The sequence below is a fragment of the Serratia sp. Sp408 genome (genome assembly GCF_057180665.1).
Window position 1 is genome coordinate 144,061 of the sequence record NZ_JBXUFT010000005.1, and the last position, 17,739, is coordinate 161,799.

The 17,739-nt window shown below is 59.2% G+C and carries 14 protein-coding genes and 1 riboswitch; of the genes, 10 read left to right on the forward strand and 4 right to left on the reverse strand.

Annotated elements, in window-relative coordinates:
- Positions 1-13: 13 nt before the first annotated feature.
- Positions 14-1,201, reverse strand: a complete 1,188-nt coding sequence (locus tag AC2AXP_RS16085; protein ID WP_088499868.1) for a sugar efflux transporter — start codon at positions 1,199-1,201, stop codon at positions 14-16.
- Between the two features lie 145 nt (positions 1,202-1,346).
- Positions 1,347-1,520 (reverse strand): glucose uptake inhibitor SgrT, encoded by a 174-nt coding sequence (gene sgrT / locus AC2AXP_RS16090; RefSeq protein WP_004955412.1) that lies wholly within the window; start codon positions 1,518-1,520, stop codon positions 1,347-1,349.
- Positions 1,521-1,612: 92 nt separating this feature from the next.
- On the opposite strand from sgrT, the gene sgrR reads away from it, so the two are divergent.
- From sgrR to ilvN, 7 genes are all read left to right on the forward strand, one after another.
- Positions 1,613-3,274, forward strand: a complete 1,662-nt coding sequence (gene sgrR, locus AC2AXP_RS16095; RefSeq protein WP_430299967.1) for an HTH-type transcriptional regulator SgrR — start codon at positions 1,613-1,615, stop codon at positions 3,272-3,274.
- A 37-nt stretch (positions 3,275-3,311) separates the two neighbouring features.
- Positions 3,312-3,410, forward strand: a riboswitch (TPP riboswitch).
- A gap of 82 nt (positions 3,411-3,492) precedes the next feature.
- Positions 3,493-4,449, forward strand: coding sequence for a thiamine ABC transporter substrate binding subunit (gene thiB, locus AC2AXP_RS16100; RefSeq protein WP_233092318.1), 957 nt, complete (start codon positions 3,493-3,495; stop codon positions 4,447-4,449).
- Positions 4,425-6,029 carry a thiamine/thiamine pyrophosphate ABC transporter permease ThiP gene (gene thiP, locus AC2AXP_RS16105; RefSeq protein ID WP_004955417.1) on the forward strand — a complete coding sequence of 535 codons (1,605 nt, stop codon included), beginning with the start codon at positions 4,425-4,427 and terminating at the stop codon, positions 6,027-6,029. Before thiB ends, thiP begins: the two co-directional genes overlap by 25 nt.
- Before the next feature lie 112 nt (positions 6,030-6,141).
- The gene (gene thiQ, locus AC2AXP_RS16110) at positions 6,142-6,846 is read left to right on the forward strand and encodes a thiamine ABC transporter ATP-binding protein ThiQ (RefSeq protein WP_198773271.1); all 705 of its coding nucleotides are present in this window, start codon (positions 6,142-6,144) and stop codon (positions 6,844-6,846) included.
- Positions 6,847-6,948: 102 nt separating this feature from the next.
- The gene (ivbL, locus tag AC2AXP_RS16115; RefSeq protein ID WP_071586693.1) at positions 6,949-7,047 is read left to right on the forward strand and encodes an ilvB operon leader peptide IvbL; all 99 of its coding nucleotides are present in this window, start codon (positions 6,949-6,951) and stop codon (positions 7,045-7,047) included.
- A 112-nt stretch (positions 7,048-7,159) separates the two neighbouring features.
- Positions 7,160-8,854: an acetolactate synthase large subunit gene (gene ilvB, locus AC2AXP_RS16120; protein WP_004955421.1), complete on the forward strand. Its 1,695-nt coding sequence runs from the start codon at positions 7,160-7,162 to the stop codon at positions 8,852-8,854.
- A gap of 2 nt (positions 8,855-8,856) precedes the next feature.
- A complete protein-coding gene (ilvN, locus tag AC2AXP_RS16125) occupies positions 8,857-9,150 on the forward strand; it encodes an acetolactate synthase small subunit (RefSeq protein WP_102991057.1) in 294 nt (97 codons plus the stop codon).
- Positions 9,151-9,185: 35 nt separating this feature from the next.
- On the opposite strand, the gene AC2AXP_RS16130 is transcribed toward ilvN, so the two are convergent.
- Positions 9,186-9,953: a DedA family protein gene (locus AC2AXP_RS16130; protein ID WP_004955423.1), complete on the reverse strand. Its 768-nt coding sequence runs from the start codon at positions 9,951-9,953 to the stop codon at positions 9,186-9,188.
- A gap of 191 nt (positions 9,954-10,144) precedes the next feature.
- Between AC2AXP_RS16130 and AC2AXP_RS16135 the strand changes: the two genes are divergently transcribed.
- The 3 genes from AC2AXP_RS16135 (at position 10,145) to rluA (ending at position 16,378) form a co-directional block, all read left to right on the forward strand.
- Positions 10,145-12,499, forward strand: a complete 2,355-nt coding sequence (locus AC2AXP_RS16135) for a DNA polymerase II (protein WP_004955425.1) — start codon at positions 10,145-10,147, stop codon at positions 12,497-12,499.
- Positions 12,500-12,767: 268 nt separating this feature from the next.
- The gene (gene rapA, locus AC2AXP_RS16140) at positions 12,768-15,674 is read left to right on the forward strand and encodes an RNA polymerase-associated protein RapA (RefSeq protein WP_273871144.1); all 2,907 of its coding nucleotides are present in this window, start codon (positions 12,768-12,770) and stop codon (positions 15,672-15,674) included.
- A 53-nt stretch (positions 15,675-15,727) separates the two neighbouring features.
- Complete coding sequence (rluA, locus tag AC2AXP_RS16145; RefSeq protein ID WP_004955427.1) at positions 15,728-16,378, forward strand: bifunctional tRNA pseudouridine(32) synthase/23S rRNA pseudouridine(746) synthase RluA; 651 nt, start codon at positions 15,728-15,730, stop codon at positions 16,376-16,378.
- Between the two features lie 519 nt (positions 16,379-16,897).
- Here the strand turns inward: rluA and djlA are convergent.
- The gene (djlA, locus tag AC2AXP_RS16150) at positions 16,898-17,725 is read right to left on the reverse strand and encodes a co-chaperone DjlA (RefSeq protein ID WP_004955428.1); all 828 of its coding nucleotides are present in this window, start codon (positions 17,723-17,725) and stop codon (positions 16,898-16,900) included.
- Between the last annotated feature and the right edge of the window lie 14 nt (positions 17,726-17,739).

The following is a 17,739-nucleotide window of genomic DNA, read 5'->3' on the forward strand; positions in this document are numbered from 1 at the left end:
AGGAGGATAACGGTTATGCTTCGCGTACCCGGCTGCATAGCCATAGCGACAGGGCGGCCAACGCCGTCGCCAGCCAGTACACCGCGTAATGGCCAAGGTTCTCCACCAGCGCGCCCTGCAGGATACCCGCCAGGATGACGCCGGTCGATATGCTGTTGGTAAACATGGTGGTGGCCGCACCGGGCCGACCCGGCATCAAATCCTGGAAGTACAGCATGCCAATGCCAGCGATGATACCGATAAAAATCGCATTGAACAGTTGCAGCACCATCAGCGCCAGTTTGAACTGGAACAGCACCAGACCGGCGTAGAATACGATGCCGGCCACGATGGCAAACAGCATCATGCTGCGCTTGCCGAAGTGTTTGACCACATAACCTGCCAACAACATCGCCGGGATCTCCAGCGCGGCGGCGGTGCCCATCAACAGCCCCGCCAGCCGTTCCGGCAGTCCGAGATCGCTGGTAATATACAGTGGCATGTCAATGATATACATGGTATTGCAGGTCCACATCAGCATCGATGCAACAAACAGCCGCCGCACATCGCGGTCGCGCCAGGCGCTCGGCGGCGCAATCGGCGAGGCGTCGAGGCTACCGGTCTGCGCTGCGCGCGGTACCGACGGCAGGCAAAACCACACCAGTATTGCGCAGAGCACGAAAATACCGGCGGCAATCAGAAACATCACGGTAAAACCGTAATTCAGCGCCAGCGTAAACGACAGCGGAGGGCCAATAACCCACGCCAGAGACAGTTGGGCGCGCATCACCGAACTGAACATCACCACTTCGCGTGCCGAACTGTCGGCATATTCACGCGCCAGGGCAAAGATTTGCGGCATGGCGGTATTGGCAATCGCCGCCAGCAACACCCCGGCGGTAATCAGTGTCATATAGTCACGATTGAAGGCAAACAGTACGCAGTTCCCCACCGCCATCAGACAGCACAGTAAAATCAGCTTACGCCGATCGCCGCGAGTGTCCGAACGCTTGGCCAGCAAAAAACTGACAATAATGCCGGCCACGGCATTAACGGTATAAAACAGCCCGACCCACAACGGCCGCACTTTGACTTCGGTGGTTAAAAACAGACTCAGCGTCGGCGCCTGCAACGCGCCGGCGATGCCGGCAAGAAAGGCAACAATCAGGAAAGCGGTGAAAATCGGGTTAAAACGGCGTGGCAACCAGCGTTTGGAATTCATACCTGCATCCCTGACCAGAGGTAAAAACATTATGCTACAGAAGGAAATTCGCAGAAGAAAGCGGCAGCGAAAGATAAAAAAACCAGTGGGTCGCCCCACTGGCTGGTGAAGTGCACCATTACTCAGAAATTCGGTTATTCCAGCCCTAGAGGCGCTGACGGTATTCCTTGTCCGACAGTGTCGGCAGATCCCACTGGGTGAGATGAGCCAGCATCTCCATACGCGCCTGCGGCGGTACCAGCGTCAGCCAATCGGCTTTTTGGCGGCCAACGGCGGCGAAATAGCGCTGATAAAACTGTCTGGTCAATAAAAGGTTCATAAGCCGCACCTCCGCGCTTTCATCTGACAAAATTATCGGCGTAATATAAGGAAAGATAAATTGACGAGTTAACCGCGGAGCGTTCCTCTTTTATGTCCACCTCACGCCTGCAGCAACAATTCATCCGCCTCTGGCAACGCTGCCATGGCGAAACCACCGAAACCACCTTGCAGGAACTGGCGGAGGTGCTCAGCTGCTCTCGTCGCCACGTGCGCTCATTGCTGGGCGCGATGCAGCAGGCCGGTTGGCTGACCTGGCATGCGGAGGCTGGGCGCGGCAAACGTTCGCAGCTGACCTTCCACTACACCGGCCTGGCGCTACAGCAGCAACGGGCGGAGGAGTTGCTGGAGCAGGATCGCATCGACCAGTTGGTGCAGCTGGTCGGCGACAAAAACGTGGTACGCCAGATGCTGCTTTCCCAACTGGGGCGCAGCTTCCGCCAGGGCAAGCACATACTGCGCGTGCTGTATTACCGCCAATTGTCCAACCTGTTGCCCGGATCGGCGCTACGCCGCTCGGAAACCCATCTGGCACGGCAAATTTTCAGCGGGTTGACGCGCATAAATGAGGAAAACGGGGAACTGGAATCCGATCTTGCCCACCATTGGCAGGCGTTAACTCCGTTGCACTGGCGTTTTTATCTGCGACCGGCGATTCACTTTCACCATGGCCGCGAACTGGATATGGAGGACGTGATCCAGTCGCTGACGCGCCTGATGCCGCTGCCGCTGTTTTCCCACCTCGATCGCGTCACCTCGCCAACGCCGTATGTTATCGACCTTCATCTGCACAGCCCGGACTACTGGCTGCCATGGCTGCTGGGCAGCGTCCATGCGATGATTGTGCCGCGCGAATGGCGTAGCTTGCCAGACTTCGCCCGCCATCCGGTTGGCACCGGCCCCTACAGCGTGGTGCGCAATCATCAGAATCAATTGAAAATTCATGCCTTTGACGATTATTTCGGTTTTCGCGCACTGATTGACGAGGTCAATATCTGGGTGCTGCCGGAGGTCACCGAAGAGCTGGTACACTCCGGCGTACAGCTGCAAGCCGATGACACCGGCAAAAACGAACTGGAGAGCCGGCTGGAAGAAGGCTGTTATTTTCTGCTGTTCGACCAGCGTTCGGCGTTGGCCGCCGACCCGACAATCCGCAGCTGGCTGTGTGAGCTGATCAACCCGATTGCGTTGCTAAGTAATGCCGGGCCGGTATATCAGCGCTACTGGTCCCCCGCCTACGGCATTTTGCCGCGCTGGCACCACAACCGCCAATTGGCACAACAAAGCAAGCCGCCAGGTCTGACCGAACTGACGCTCACCTACTACAGCGAGCACTCCGAATTTTATGCCATCAGCGAAGCCATTGAGCCGCTGCTGGCACAGCACGGCATCAGGCTGAAGGTACAAATCGTCGATTACGATCGCTGGCATCAGGGCGCAGCGCACAGCGATATCTGGCTCGGCAGCGCCAATTTCTACTTGCCGCTGGAGTTTTCGCTGTTTGCTACGCTGTATGAATTACCGCTGATGCAGCACTGCATGAGCGAAGACCTGAATCAGGACGCGACGCAATGGCGCGACAATACCCTGCCGCTGGCAGAGTTTTGCCAACGCCTGGTCAGCCGTCATCACCTGCACCCGTTGTTTCACCACTGGCTGCAATTGCATGGCCAGCGCAGCATGCGCGGGGTGCGCATGAATACCCTCGGCTGGTTCGATTTCAAATCCGCCTGGTTCGCACCGCCGGAGGCATAATCGTCTTTCGCCGAAGACGCAGACTCTTTACAATAGCGCCGTCTCAACGGGGTGCGGAAGACAGTTTCCGCTGAGAGCAAACCCGTCGAACCTGAACCGGCTAATACCGGCGGAGGGATTTGAGCATCGCCAACGGATAACCCGCTTGCCTTCTCAGAGACCTTGCCCCCTTATTCCAGGAGTGCAACGTGATCAAAAAATACCTGCCCTGTCTGTTAATGCTGCTGGCCGCACCGGCGCTGGCCAAAGAAACGCTGACGGTTTACACCTACGACTCCTTTGCCGCCGATTGGGGCCCCGGCCCGGCGATCAAAAAAACCTTCGAGGCCGACTGCGACTGCGAACTGAAGTTCGTCGCGCTGGAGGATGGTGTTTCCCTGCTTAACCGACTGCGGATGGAGGGCAAAAACAGCCCGGCCGACGTCGTACTGGGACTGGACAACAACCTGCTGCAGGCCGCCGAGCAAACCGGGCTGTTCGCGCCAAGCGGCGTCGACACCGCCAGCCTGACGGTTCCGGGCGGTTGGCAAGACCGTACTTTCGTACCCTACGATTACGGCTACTTTGCTTTCGTCTACAACAAGCAGAAGTTGAAAAACCCGCCGAAGAGCCTACAGGAACTGGTCAGCAGCGATCGGCCGTGGAAAGTCATTTATCAGGATCCGCGTACCAGCACTCCTGGTCTGGGCCTGCTGCTGTGGATGCAGAAGGTGTATGGCGATCGCGCGCCGCAGGCGTGGCAACAGCTGGCAAAGAAAACCGTCACCGTGACCAAGGGCTGGAGTGAAGCCTACGGCCTGTTCCTTAAGGGTGAAGGCGATCTGGTGCTGAGCTACACCACCTCGCCGGCCTATCATCTGATCGAAGAAAAGCAAGACATGTATGCCGCCGCCAACTTCAGCGAAGGACACTACTTACAGATCGAAGTGGCCGCCAGACTGAAAGCCGGCAAGCACCCGCAACTGGCCGAGCGGTTTATGCAATTTATGCTGACGCCGGCATTCCAGAACACCATTCCTACCGGCAACTGGATGTATCCGGTAATCAAGACCACGCTGCCGGCGGGCTTTGATTCGATGCCGGTACCGCAGACCGCGTTACAATACAGCGCGCAAGAGGTAGCCAAACAGCGCAGCAACTGGATCCGTACATGGCAAACCGCCGTCAGCCGCTGATCCCCGCCTGGCTGTGGCCGGGACTGATCGCCGCAGGTCTGATCCTGCTGGTCGCCGCGCTGGCGTTTGGTTCGCTATGGCGACACGCGCCGCAAAGTGACTGGACGGGCGTCTGGCATGACGCCTATTTATGGCACGTGGTGCGCTTCACCTTCTGGCAAGCGCTATTGTCCGCGCTGATTTCCGTGCTGCCGGCCATTGCGCTGGCGCGGGCGTTATATCGCCGGCGCTTTCCCGGCCGCGCGCTGTTGCTGCGGCTGTGCGCCATGACGCTGGTGCTGCCAGTGCTGGTGGCGGTATTCGGGCTGCTCAGCGTCTACGGACGGCAGGGATGGCTGGCGACACTGTGCGGCTGGCTGGGGATCGACTACCAGTTTTCGCCATATGGGCTGCAGGGCATTCTGCTGGCACACATGTTCTTCAACTTGCCGTTGGCGACGCGATTATTGTTGCAGGCATTGGAAAACGTCCCGGTGGAACAACGCCAACTGGCTGCCCAGTTGGGCATGAACGGCTGGCAGCAGTTTCGCTTTGTCGAATGGCCGGCATTACGTCGTCAAATATTGCCGAGCGGCGCGCTGATATTCATGCTGTGCTTCGCCAGCTTTGCCACCGTGCTGTCACTAGGCGGCGGCCCGCAGGCGACCACCATCGAATTGGCCATCTACCAGGCGCTGAGCTATGACTACGATCTTGGTCGCGCGGCGCTGCTGGCGCTGATCCAGCTGGCCTGCTGTCTGGGGCTGGTGGTGCTCAGCCAACGGCTGGGCCAGGCGCTGCCGGTCGGCCATACCCAGGGTGCGCACTGGCGTAATCCGCAGGACAGCCACCGGCAACGCATAACCGATTTTATGCTGATCGCCGCCGCCCTGCTGTTGCTGTTGCCGCCGCTGCTGGCGGTGATCGTTGATGGCGCCAATCAGGCAATGGTCAGCGTACTACGCCAACCGGTGCTGTGGCAGGCACTGCTGACCTCACTGCGCATCGCCGTCGGCGCCGGTCTACTGTGCGTGTTGCTGACCATGATGCTGGTGTGGAGCAGCCGCGAGCTGAAACTGCAACAGCGTATGCGCTGGGGGGAAACGCTGGAACTGAGCGGCATGGTGATCCTGGCGATGCCGGGTATCGTGCTGGCTACCGGTTTCTTCCTGCTGCTGAGCGATACCGTCGGGCTGCCGCAGTCACCGTATGCACTGGTGATCCTGACCAATGCGCTGATGGCGGTGCCGTACGCCCTGAAGGTGCTGGAAACGCCGATGCGCGATCTGGCGGAGCGTTATAATCCCCTGTGCCTGTCGCTGGGCATGCAGGGCTGGCAACGGTTGCGCTGGGTTGAACTGCACGCGCTGCGGCGACCGCTGGCGCAGGCGCTGGCCTTCGCCTGCGTACTGTCGATCGGCGATTTCGGCGTGGTGGCGTTGTTCGGCAATGAGCAGTTCCGTACTCTGCCCTTCTACCTTTACCAGCAGATTGGCGCTTATCGCAGCAACGACGGCGCGGTTAGCGCGCTGTTACTGCTGCTGCTGTGCTTCCTGCTGTTTACCCTGATTGAACGCTTACCGGGCCGTACGACCCGCTAGATGTCACGCCGTCAACGGCGGCAACCAAGTGCGCTCCCGGCAGCCGCTTGCTGAAGAGACGGGAATACCTGACGCCAGCCAACGGCGCGGCAATGTGAAAGATGAAGGATCTATGCTAGAGCTTGATAACCTGACCTATCTGTACGAACACCTGCCGATGCGCTTTGATCTGCATCTTCAGGCGGGTGAACGCGTGGCGGTGCTTGGCCCGAGCGGTGCCGGCAAAAGCACCCTGCTCAGCCTGGTTGCCGGTTTTCTGCCGGCCGCCAGCGGCAGGCTGCGGCTTGACGGCCACGATCATACCCACACGCCGCCGGCGCAGCGGCCGGTGTCGATGCTGTTTCAGGAAAACAACCTGTTTGCCCATCTGACGGTACGGCAGAACATCGGTCTGGGGCTGGATCCCGGCCTGCGTCTCAACGCCGATCGCCAGCAGCGTCTGACGCAGATCGCCGAGCAGGTCGGATTGGCGGAGCATCTGTCCCGCTTGCCGGCGCAACTGTCTGGCGGCCAGCGGCAACGCGCGGCACTGGCCCGCTGCCTGATACGCCAGCAGCCGATTTTACTGCTCGACGAACCGTTTTCAGCGCTCGATCCGGCACTGCGTAGCGACATGCTGCAACTGCTGGACACGGTGTGCCACCAGCGCAATCTGACGCTGCTGATGGTGTCGCACAATCTGGATGACGCCGCACGTATCGCCGCACGAACGCTGCTGGTGGTGGACGGACGGATTTATTACGACGGTTCAACGCAGGCGCTGCTCGACGGCAGCGCGCCGGAAGCGCAGGTGGTGGGAATTTCGGCAAAATCGTGATCTGACGCGCGTTTTTTATGCTGCGCCAATAAACCTGTTGTGCGAATTTTACGCCTGTGGTTTTATAAAATTCTGTTTTTCATTATTGATGATAAGGTCCCCATGATCGCATCCTCGCTGACTTCGACCCTACTAGTTACCGCGCTACCAGCCGCGGTGGTCGTCGTGCGTGTGGTGGTGGTCGTCGGCAGTGCGCCGTAGGGTCCGAATCAACGCATCGATTCCCAAACCCCGCCGGCGCAAACCGGGCGGGGTTTCTTGTTTCTACACCCTGCTCAGCGAAGCACACCGGCTCTGAGAAAAGGATAGAAACATGGCAATTTCGGGCACGCCTCATCCCAAGCAACGCTTTACCGGCGCGCAGTTGATCGTGCATCTGCTGGAACGCCAGGGCATCACTACCGTCGCCGGCATCCCCGGCGGAGCCGCCTTGCCGCTGTACGACGCGCTGAGCCAGAGCCGCACCATCCAGCACGTGCTGGCCCGCCATGAGCAGGGCGCGGGCTTTATGGCGCAGGGCATGGCGCGCACCAACGGTAAAGCGGCGGTGTGCATCGCCTCCAGTGGCCCCGGCGCCACCAACCTGGTGACCGCCATTGCCGATGCCAAACTCGACTCTATCCCACTGGTGTGCATCACCGGCCAGGTGCCGTCGTCAATGATTGGTACCGACGCATTTCAGGAGGTCGATACCTACGGTATTTCCATCCCGATCACCAAGCATAACCATCTGGTACGCGACATCCGCGAACTGCCGCAGGTAATTTACGATGCGTTCCGCATTGCCGAATCCGGCCGCCCCGGTCCGGTGTGGATCGATATCCCGAAAGACGTGCAAACCGCCGAAATCGACCTGGATCGGTTGCCGCCGATCGCCGAACCCGATGCCGCACCGGCATTTGCCGCCGCCGAGGTCAGCCAGGCGGCAGTGATGATCAACCAGGCCAAACGGCCGATCCTCTATCTCGGCGGCGGCATCATTTGCGCCGAGGCGCACCGGGCGGCACTGGACCTGGCAGAGCGCGCCAACCTGCCAACCACCATGACGCTGATGGCGCTGGGCGCCATGCCGGTCGACCATCCGCTGTCGTTGGGCATGCTGGGCATGCACGCCGCGCGCAGCACCAACTTTATTTTGCAGGAAGCCGACTTGCTGATCGTGCTGGGCGCGCGCTTTGACGATCGCGCCATCGGTAAAACCGAGCAGTTCTGCCCCAATGCCCAAATCATTCACGTAGATATCGACCGCGCCGAGCTGGGCAAGGTAAAACAGCCGCAGGTGGCGATTCACGGCGACGTCGGCCAGGTGCTGCAACAGCTGTTGCCACAGATCGACGCACAGCCACGCAGCGCATGGCTGAACACCGTCAACGACCTGAAGCGCGAATTCCCGTTCAGCATGCCGAACGCCGACGATCCACTGAGTCACTATGGGCTGGTACTGGCGGCGGCACGCTGCGTCGACGACGATGCAATTATTACCACCGACGTCGGCCAGCATCAGATGTGGGTGGCGCAGGCCTACCCGTTGCGTCGTCCGCGCCAGTGGCTGACCTCCGGCGGGCTCGGCACCATGGGGTTCGGCCTGCCGGCGGCGATCGGTGCAGCGCTGGCCGAACCACGGCGCAAGGTTTTATGTTTTTCCGGTGACGGCAGCCTGATGATGAACATTCAGGAAATGGCGACCGCGGTAGAACACGATCTGGACGTGAAAATTATCCTGATGAACAATCAGGCGCTGGGGCTGGTGCATCAGCAGCAAACCCTGTTTTACCAGCAGCGCATTTTTGCCGCCGCCTATCCTAAGCGTACCGATTTCCTGAAAATCGCCGCCGGTTTCGGCCTGGACACCTGTGATTTAAACGCCGCCGCCGATCCGCAGGCAGCGCTGGCGGATGCCATCCAACGCCCTGGCCCGTGCCTGATCCACGCACTGATCGACACCAATGAAAAAGTATTCCCGATGGTGCCGCCGGGTGCCGCCAACATCGACATGATTGGAGAATGAACATGCAACCAGTACAAAAAAACCCGCAGGTGATTCTGGAATTGGCGGTGCGTAACCATCCAGGCGTGATGTCGCACGTCTGCGGCCTGTTTGCCCGCCGCGCGTTCAACGTCGAAGGCATTTTGTGTATGCCGCTAAAAGATGGCCAGCAGAGCCGCATCTGGCTGTTGGTGGCCGACGATCAGCGCCTGGTGCAGATGATCAGTCAGGTAGAAAAACTCGAGGATGTACTACAGGTAAAACGCCACAACGAAGACGTACGGGTGTTTGAGCAATTGGCCACTTTCTTTCAGTAAACTGCCGCAGCGGGGCCGTCATCCGGCCCCGCCCTTCACCCCGCCAGCACCTGCCACAGCAGGTGGCGGTAAACCGGCATCAGCGGCTGTTGGTGCATCAGGTAAAAACAGGCGACGGCGGCCAACCAGGCCAGCACGCAGGCCAGGCGCAAGCGTAGCGGCGTCAGCCAGGCGCTTAACCGGTCATTGCCGCGCTTGCCTTCGCGCCACCAGCGCCAGCTCAGCCAGGCCGCCAGCCACACCAGCACCACTACGCCAAACAGCAGCCATTTGAACAGTGCGCTGTGGCTGCCAGCGGGAATATCCAGCGCCACCCCGGCCAGGATACCGGGGAAGAAGTAGACCGGCGGCCAGGTCAGGCAGCCGATAATGTTCGGCAGAGCAAACTTGTACGGCGGCAGATCGAGCATGCCGGCCACCATCGGCACCAGCGGGCGCGTCGGCCCGACAAACCGGCCCAGCAACACGGTAAAAATGCTGTGCTGGTGTAGCGCATGTTCAGTGCGGTCGAGCATCGCCTTGTGCTTTTTCAGGAAGGACCAGCGGTGTAGCGGCCCCTTGAACGCCCGGCCAATGAAATAGGAAATCCAGTCTCCCAGCAGGCAGCCAACCATACCCGCCGCCCACGCCAGATAAAAATCAATCTGTCCGCTGCCAATCAGCGCACCGATGCTGGCCATCATCACCGTGCCTGGCAGCAGTAGCCCGACCAGCGCCAACGACTCCAGGAACGCCACCAGCGCAATCACCATCAGGGTGAAGGCCAGTGACTGAGTAATCAGATGCTGCAAATAGGCTTCCATTGAACCTCTAGTGAATTGAACATCGCCGGGTCGGGGATTGTCCGGTCAGTGTATCAATGAGTCAACCGCTGAATTGTATGCGTTTTTGGCAGTCGCACCAGAAGATGGACAATCACTGTATAAAAAACCATACTATTAACTCTGTCTCCATCGGATAAGCCTAGCCGTTGAACAATACCGTCACCTCCCCCATGCAGGGATTCCTGCTTACCCGCCACTGGCGCGACACCCCCGCCGGCAGCGAAATCGAGTTCTGGCTGGCCACCGACAGCGGCCCGCAGCAGCTGCGCTTGCCGCCGCAAACCTCGGTGGCGTTCATCCCCGTCGAACAGCGTCAGCGCGCCGAACTGCTGCTGCGCGGCGAACGGCAGATCGAGCTGAAAACGCTGCCGTTGAAGGACTTTCACGCCCGGCCGGTGCTGGGCCTGTACTGCCGTCAGCATCGTCAGCTGATCAAGTTGGAAAAACTGTTGAAAGAAGGCGGCGTCAACGTCTACGAGGCCGATATCCGCCCGCCGGAACGCTATCTGATGGAACGCTTCATCACCGCGCCGGTCTGGTTCAGCGGCCAGCCTAATGGCAACGGCCCGCTGCTGAACGCGCAGTTGAAACCCGCGCCGCAATATCGCCCACGGCTGAAAATGGTGTCGCTGGACATTGAAACCACCGCCCATGGCGAGCTGTATTCCATCGCGCTGGAAGGCTGTGGCCAACGGCAGGTGTACATGCTGGGTCCGCCCAACGGCGGCAATCAGCCACTGGATTTCGATCTGCACTACTGCGCCAGCCGCCCTCTGTTGCTGGAACGGCTGAATCAGTGGCTGGAACAGCACGATCCCGACGCTATCATCGGCTGGAATCTGATCCAGTTTGATCTGCGGGTACTGCAAAAACACGCCGACCGCTATCAGATCCCGCTGCGTTTTGGCCGTGGCGGCAACCTGCTGGAGTGGCGCGAACACGGTTTCAAGCAAAATCACTTCTTCTGCTCCGCCGCCGGTCGGCTGATTATCGATGGCATTGAGGCGTTGAAATCCGCCACCTGGAATTTCCCGTCGTTCAGTCTGGAGTCGGTGTCACAAACGCTGTTGGGCGAAGGCAAGTCGATCGATAACCCGTATCAGCGCATGGCCGAGATCGACCGTCGCTTTGCCGAAGACAAACCCGCGCTGGCCCGCTATAACCTAAAGGACTGTGAGCTGGTGACGCGCATCTTCGCCAAAACCGAGCTGCTGACCTTTTTACTGGAACGCGCCACCGTCACCGGACTGGCGGCCGACCGCAGCGGGGGTTCCGTGGCCGCTTTCAGCCATCTGTACCTGCCGCGCATGCATCGCCAGGGTTACGTTGCGCCCAATCTGGGGGAGCTACCGGAAGAGCACAGCCCCGGCGGGTTTGTCATGGACTCGCAGCCCGGCCTGTACGACTCGGTACTGGTGCTGGATTACAAAAGCCTGTACCCGTCGATCATCCGCACTTTCCTGATCGATCCGGTCGGGCTGGTGGAAGGCGGGCAGCATCCAAGCGATGCCGACTCGGTTGCCGGCTTTCGCAATGCGCGCTTCTCACGCAGCAAACATTGCCTGCCGGCGATCGTCAGTCAGATCTGGCAAGGGCGCGAAACCGCCAAAAAACAGCACAACAAACCGTTGTCACAGGCGCTGAAAATCATCATGAATGCCTTCTACGGCGTACTGGGTGCCAGCGGTTGTCGGTTCTTCGATCCGCGCCTGGCTTCCTCGATTACGTTGCGCGGCCATGAGATCATGCGACAAACCCGAGAGCTTATCGAAGCTCGCGGCTATCAGGTCATCTACGGTGATACCGATTCTACCTTCGTGTGGCTGAAGACGCCTCACAGTGAAGCGCAGGCGGCGCAGATCGGTCGCCAACTGGTGGAATACATCAACAACTGGTGGCAACAACATTTACAGCAGCAGTACCGCCTGGACAGCGCGCTGGAACTGGAGTTTGAAACCCATTACTGCCGTTTTCTGATGCCGACCATTCGCGGCGCGGAACAGGGCAGCAAAAAACGCTATGCCGGGCTAATCGCCCACCCCGACGGCAGCGAACAAATGATCTACAAGGGGCTGGAAACGGTACGTACCGACTGGACGCCGCTGGCGCAGCAGTTTCAACAACAGCTGTACCAGCTGATTTTCAAGCGTCAGCCCTATCGGACGTTCGTGCTCGATTACGTGGCCAAAACCCTTGATGGCACCTTCGACGATCGCTTGATATACCGCAAGCGCCTGCGGCGACGACTGGACGAGTACCAGCGCAACGTACCGCCGCACGTACGCGCCGCGCGCATCGCCGATGACTATAACCGTCAGCAGGGACGACCGCTGCAATACCAGAGCGGCGGCTGGATCAGCTATGTCATGACGGTCGCCGGCCCGGAACCGCTGGAAACACAACGGTCCGCCATCGACTACGATCATTACCTTGAGCGCCAGCTGCAACCGGTGGCAGACGCTATACTTCCTTTCCTGCACGATGACTTCGCCACGCTGGTCACCGGGCAGATGGGTTTGTTCTAAACGGCAGTGGGTCAAGTAAATTCGTACTTTTTTTGCCGAATTGCCATCGAATGCGGGAAGTAAAAAATCCTCAAGTTTTGCAGGTGACGAACGCGCTGCCTTCCATTACCATAGCGCCCTTCCCAAATTCTGAATCATTACCCGTGGCGTTGTAGAACGTATACATGGGAGCTATAGCTATTGCCCGCCAAATCACAATAAATCGGGTTTAATACAGGTCGCTGCACCGTAGCGACAGGACTTACTTAAAGAATCGAGCCGACAATATATGCCTTTTACACTTGGTCAACGCTGGATCAGCGATACGGAAAGCGAGTTAGGTCTGGGAACCGTCGTAGCGCTGGACGCGCGCATGATTACTCTGCTTTTCCCCGCCACCGGCGAAAACCGCCTCTATGCCAGAAATGACTCGCCGATCACCCGCGTGATGTTCAACCCGGGAGACACCATCAGCAACCACGAAGGTTGGCAACTGCTGGTTGAGGAAGTAAAAGAAGACAATGGACTGCTGACCTACATCGGGACGCGCCTGGACAGCCAGGAAAGCGGCGTGGCAATGCGCGAAGTGCTGCTGGACAGCAAACTGACCTTCAGCAAGCCACAAGACCGTCTGTTCGCCGGCCAGATCGATCGCATGGACCGTTTTGCGCTGCGTTTTCGCGCCCGCAAATATCAGAGCGAGCAATATCGCCTGCCGTTTGCCGGCCTGCGCGGTATGCGTGCCAGCCTGATCCCACACCAGCTGCACATCGCCTACGAAGTCGGCCAGCGTCATGCGCCGCGCGTGTTGCTGGCCGATGAAGTCGGGCTGGGCAAAACCATCGAGGCCGGCATGATTATTCACCAGCAACTGCTGGCCGGGCGCGCCGAACGCGTGCTGATCGTGGTACCGGAAACCTTGCAGCACCAGTGGCTGGTCGAAATGATGCGCCGCTTCAACCTGTACTTCTCGCTGTTCGACGACAGCCGCTATGCCGAAGCCAAGCTCGACAGCAGCAACCCGTTCGAAACCGAACAGCTGGTGATCTGCTCGCTGGACTTTGTGCGCCGCAACAAGCAGCGCCTGGAAGAGCTGGCAGACGCACAGTGGGACTTGCTGGTGGTCGATGAAGCACACCACCTGGCCTGGAGCGAAGAAGCACCAAGCCGTGAGTATCAGGTTATCGAACAACTGGCCGAGCATATTCCCGGCGTGCTGCTGCTGACCGCGACGCCGGAGCAGTTGGGTCAGCAGAGTCACTTTGCCCGTTTGCGCCTGCTCGATCCGAGCCGCTTCCACGACTATCAGGAATTTGTCACCGAACAGCAGAAATACCGCCCGGTCGCCGATGCGGTCACTCTGCTGCTGAGCGGCGAACGGCTGGCCGACGACAAGCTTAACCTGCTGGGAGAGCTTATCGACGAACAAGACATCGAACCGCTGCTGAAAGCGGCCAACGGCAATGGTGAGCAAGCCGAGTCGGCGCGTCAGGAACTGGTCACCATGCTGATGGATCGCCACGGTACCAGCCGGGTGCTGTTCCGTAATACCCGTAACGGCGTGAAAGGCTTCCCGCATCGTCACCTGCATCAGATCAAGCTGCCGCTGCCGACCCAATATCAGACCGCCATCAAGGTGTCTGGCATTATGGGCGCCAAAAAGAGCGTTGAGGCACGGGCACGCGATATGCTGTACCCGGAGCAGATCTATCAGGAGTTTGAAGGCGAGAACGCCACCTGGTGGAACTTTGACCCACGCGTCGAATGGCTGCTGAACTATCTGCTGGCCAATCGCCACGAAAAAGTGCTGGTGATCTGCGCCAAGGCTGCCACCGCGCTGCAACTGGAACAGGTCTTGCGCGAACGTGAAGCGATCCGCGCTGCGGTATTCCATGAAGGACTGTCAATTATCGAACGTGACCGCGCCGCTGCCTACTTCGCCTCGGAAGAGGACGGTGCGCAGGTGCTGCTGTGCTCCGAAATCGGCTCCGAAGGCCGCAACTTCCAGTTTGCCAGCCACCTGGTGATGTTCGACCTGCCGTTCAACCCCGATCTGCTGGAACAGCGCATCGGCCGTCTCGATCGCATCGGTCAGTTGCACGACATTCAGATCATGGTGCCATACCTGGAAAACACCGCGCAGGCGGTGCTGGGTCGCTGGTTCCACGAAGGTCTGGACGCCTTTGAACACACCTGCCCAACCGGTCGTACCATTTATGACAGTAGCTACGAACGCCTGATCGGTTATCTGGCAGCGCCGACCGAACAGGAGGGGCTGGATGAGTTTATCCACGCCTGCCGTCAGCAGCATGACCAGTTGAAAATTCAGCTGGAGCAGGGTCGCGACCGCCTGCTGGAGATGCATTCCAACGGCGGCGACAAGGCGCAGGCGCTGGCCGATGCGATTGCCGAGCAGGACAACGACGTTAATCTGGTGGGCTTCGCGCTTAACCTGTTCGACATCGTCGGTATCAATCAGGAAGATCGTAGCGATAACCTGATCGTGCTGACCCCGTCCGATCACATGCTGGTGCCGGACTTCCCTGGCTTGCCGCAGGATGGCTGCACCGTGACGTTCGATCGCGATCGCGCACTGTCGCGTGAGGACGCCCAGTTCGTCAGTTGGGAACACCCGATCATCCGTAACGGGCTCGACCTGATTTTGTCCGGCGACACCGGCAGCTGCGCGGTTTCACTGCTGAAGAACAAAGCGCTGCCGGTCGGCACGCTGCTGGTTGAACTGGTGTACGTGGTTGAGGCGCAGGCGCCGAAACACCTACAGCTGACCCGCTTCCTGCCACCGACGCCGATTCGTATGTTGATGGATCGCAAAGGCACTAATCTGGCGGCGCAGGTGGAGTTTGAAAGCTTCAACCGCCAATTGAACGCGGTTAACCGCCACACCTCGAGCAAGTTGGTGAACGCGGTACAGCAGGACGTGCACGCCATGCTGCAACAGGCTGAAGGGCTGGTGGAAGCCGAAGCGCGCACGCTGATTGAACAGGCGAAACAGGAAGCCGACGATCGGCTAAGCACCGAGCTGGCGCGTCTGGAAGCCTTGAAAGCGGTCAACCCGAACATCCGCGACGACGAAGTCGAAGCGCTGGAGTTCAACCGCAGGCAGGTACTGGCAAACCTGAACGAAGCAGGATGGCGTCTGGACGCTATTCGCCTGGTGGTGGTCACTCACCAGTAACTCGCCGCAACGGGGGGCTGAGGCTCCCCGTCAGGCCCTCTAGCGGAGCTGTCATGCAACCCTACAATCCCCCTACCGGTGCGATGCACATTCTGTATCAGGATGAACATATCATTGTGGTGAATAAACCCAGTGGTTTGCTGTCGGTACCCGGCCGCGCACCGGAGAACAAGGACAGCCTGATGACACGCATTCAGGTTGACTTTCCAGCGGCCGAATCGGTGCATCGGCTGGATATGGCCACCAGCGGGGTGATTGTGGTGGCCTTGAACAAGGCCGCCGAGCGTGAACTAAAGCGTCAGTTTCGCGAACGTGAACCCAAAAAATCCTACATTGCCCGGGTCTGGGGCCATCTGGAACATGACGAGGGGATGGTGGATTTGCCGCTGATTTGCGACTGGCCAAATCGACCGTTGCAGAAAGTGTGCTTTGAAACCGGTAAATCGGCGCAGACGGAATACCAGGTGTTATCGCGCGACGCCGATGGCAGCACGCGGGTCAAGCTGACGCCGATAACCGGGCGTTCGCATCAGTTGCGCGTGCATATGCTGGCGTTGGGCCACCCGATCCTTGGCGACGGCTTCTACGCACACCCACAGGCCAAAGCCATGGCAGCGCGGCTGCAACTGCACGCACAGGAACTGCGCATCACCCACCCGGCATACCAAACGCCGATGCATTTCCGCGTTGAGGCGGATTTCTAACCGTATCTCGCCCGGCTATACCCTAACTCGTTGGCGTTGCGTCGCGGCGGCAACCAAGCGCACCCCGGGAGCGTACATCAAGTACCTGACCGGGGTAAACGTGGGCAGCCAACAAAGAGGCGGCGTCAAATATGACCTCGAGATACCCTAAATAGTTGGCGTTGCCTCGCGGCGGCAACCAAGCGCACCCCGGGAGCGTACATCAAGTACCTGACCGGGGTAAACGCGGGCAGCCAACAAAGAGGCGGCGTCAAATATGACCTCGAGATACCCTAAATAGTTGGCGTTGCGTCGCGGCGGCAACCAAGCGCACCCCGGGAGCGTACATCAAGTACCTGACCGGGGTAAACGCGGGCAGCCAACAAAGAGGCGGCGTCAAATATGACCTCGAGATACCCTAAATAGTTGGCGTTGCATCGCGGCGGCAACCAAGCGCACCCCGGGAGCGTACATCAAGTACGTGACCGGGGTAAACGCGGGCAGCCAACAAAGAGGCGGCGTCAAATATGACGGGTATCGTTATTTGAAGCCTTTCTCACGCTTGATCAGGTCATACGCCGCCTGAATCTCCTGCGCTTTCTGCTTGGCCATTTCCATCATTTCTGGCGGCAGGCCTTTTGCTACCAGTTTATCCGGGTGGTGTTCGCTCATCAGCTTGCGGTAGGCGCGCTTGATGGTGGTGGCGTCATCACTGCTGTCGACCCCCAGCACCTTGCAGGCGTCTTCCAGCGTCGGCCCACGTTGCGCCTGCTGATGCCCGCCGTGCGAATAACCGCCCTGCTGCTGATAGCCGCCGCCGAACTGCTGGCCGCCTTCCATCATGCGCAGGAACTGATCGAACTGGGCTCGTGAAATACCCAGTTCTTCGGCAATCACGTACAGCACCTGACGTTCGTTCGGGTGCAGCGAACCATCGGCAAACGCCGCCTGGATCTGAATTTCCAGAAACATCCTAATCAGATCGAAACGACCAAAACAGATGCTGCGAAACTGCTGCAGGGTTTCACGCAGCGGGAAATTACCCTGCTTGCCTTCGCGAAACGCCTGCTGGGCAGCGGTACGCGCTGCGCCGTGTAGCTGCATGCGATCCATAAACAGGCTGGCGATTTGTATGTCAGCCTCGGTAACGCGCCCTTTTGATTTGGTGAGGTGCCCCATTACCTGAAATGTGGTGCGGAAAAACAACGTTTGCCGCGTTTGCTGGTCAGCGAAAAAGCCTCGGCTGCGCTTATTGTTGCGCGCAGTATCGATCATATGGCCGACAATCAGCCCCAAAACTACGCCCCAGAAGCCCGCGCCAGACCAAATGGCGACAATGACTCCGAGCAGTTTTCCCCAATACTGCATATACTCCTCAATTA

Bases quoted from the DNA above. Each gene is read 5' to 3' on its own strand.
- AC2AXP_RS16085 (WP_088499868.1), bottom strand. From the start codon at position 1,201: ATGAATTCCAAACGCTGGTTGCCACGCCGTTTTAACCCGATTTTCACC.
- sgrT (WP_004955412.1), bottom strand. From the start codon at position 1,520: ATGAACCTTTTATTGACCAGACAGTTTTATCAGCGCTATTTCGCCGCC.
- sgrR (WP_430299967.1), top strand. From the start codon at position 1,613: ATGTCCACCTCACGCCTGCAGCAACAATTCATCCGCCTCTGGCAACGC.
- thiB (WP_233092318.1), top strand. From the start codon at position 3,493: ATGCTGCTGGCCGCACCGGCGCTGGCCAAAGAAACGCTGACGGTTTAC.
- thiP (WP_004955417.1), top strand. From the start codon at position 4,425: ATGGCAAACCGCCGTCAGCCGCTGATCCCCGCCTGGCTGTGGCCGGGA.
- thiQ (WP_198773271.1), top strand. From the start codon at position 6,142: ATGCTAGAGCTTGATAACCTGACCTATCTGTACGAACACCTGCCGATG.
- ivbL (WP_071586693.1), top strand. From the start codon at position 6,949: ATGATCGCATCCTCGCTGACTTCGACCCTACTAGTTACCGCGCTACCA.
- ilvB (WP_004955421.1), top strand. From the start codon at position 7,160: ATGGCAATTTCGGGCACGCCTCATCCCAAGCAACGCTTTACCGGCGCG.
- ilvN (WP_102991057.1), top strand. From the start codon at position 8,857: ATGCAACCAGTACAAAAAAACCCGCAGGTGATTCTGGAATTGGCGGTG.
- AC2AXP_RS16130 (WP_004955423.1), bottom strand. From the start codon at position 9,953: ATGGAAGCCTATTTGCAGCATCTGATTACTCAGTCACTGGCCTTCACC.
- AC2AXP_RS16135 (WP_004955425.1), top strand. From the start codon at position 10,145: ATGCAGGGATTCCTGCTTACCCGCCACTGGCGCGACACCCCCGCCGGC.
- rapA (WP_273871144.1), top strand. From the start codon at position 12,768: ATGCCTTTTACACTTGGTCAACGCTGGATCAGCGATACGGAAAGCGAG.
- rluA (WP_004955427.1), top strand. From the start codon at position 15,728: ATGCAACCCTACAATCCCCCTACCGGTGCGATGCACATTCTGTATCAG.
- djlA (WP_004955428.1), bottom strand. From the start codon at position 17,725: ATGCAGTATTGGGGAAAACTGCTCGGAGTCATTGTCGCCATTTGGTCT.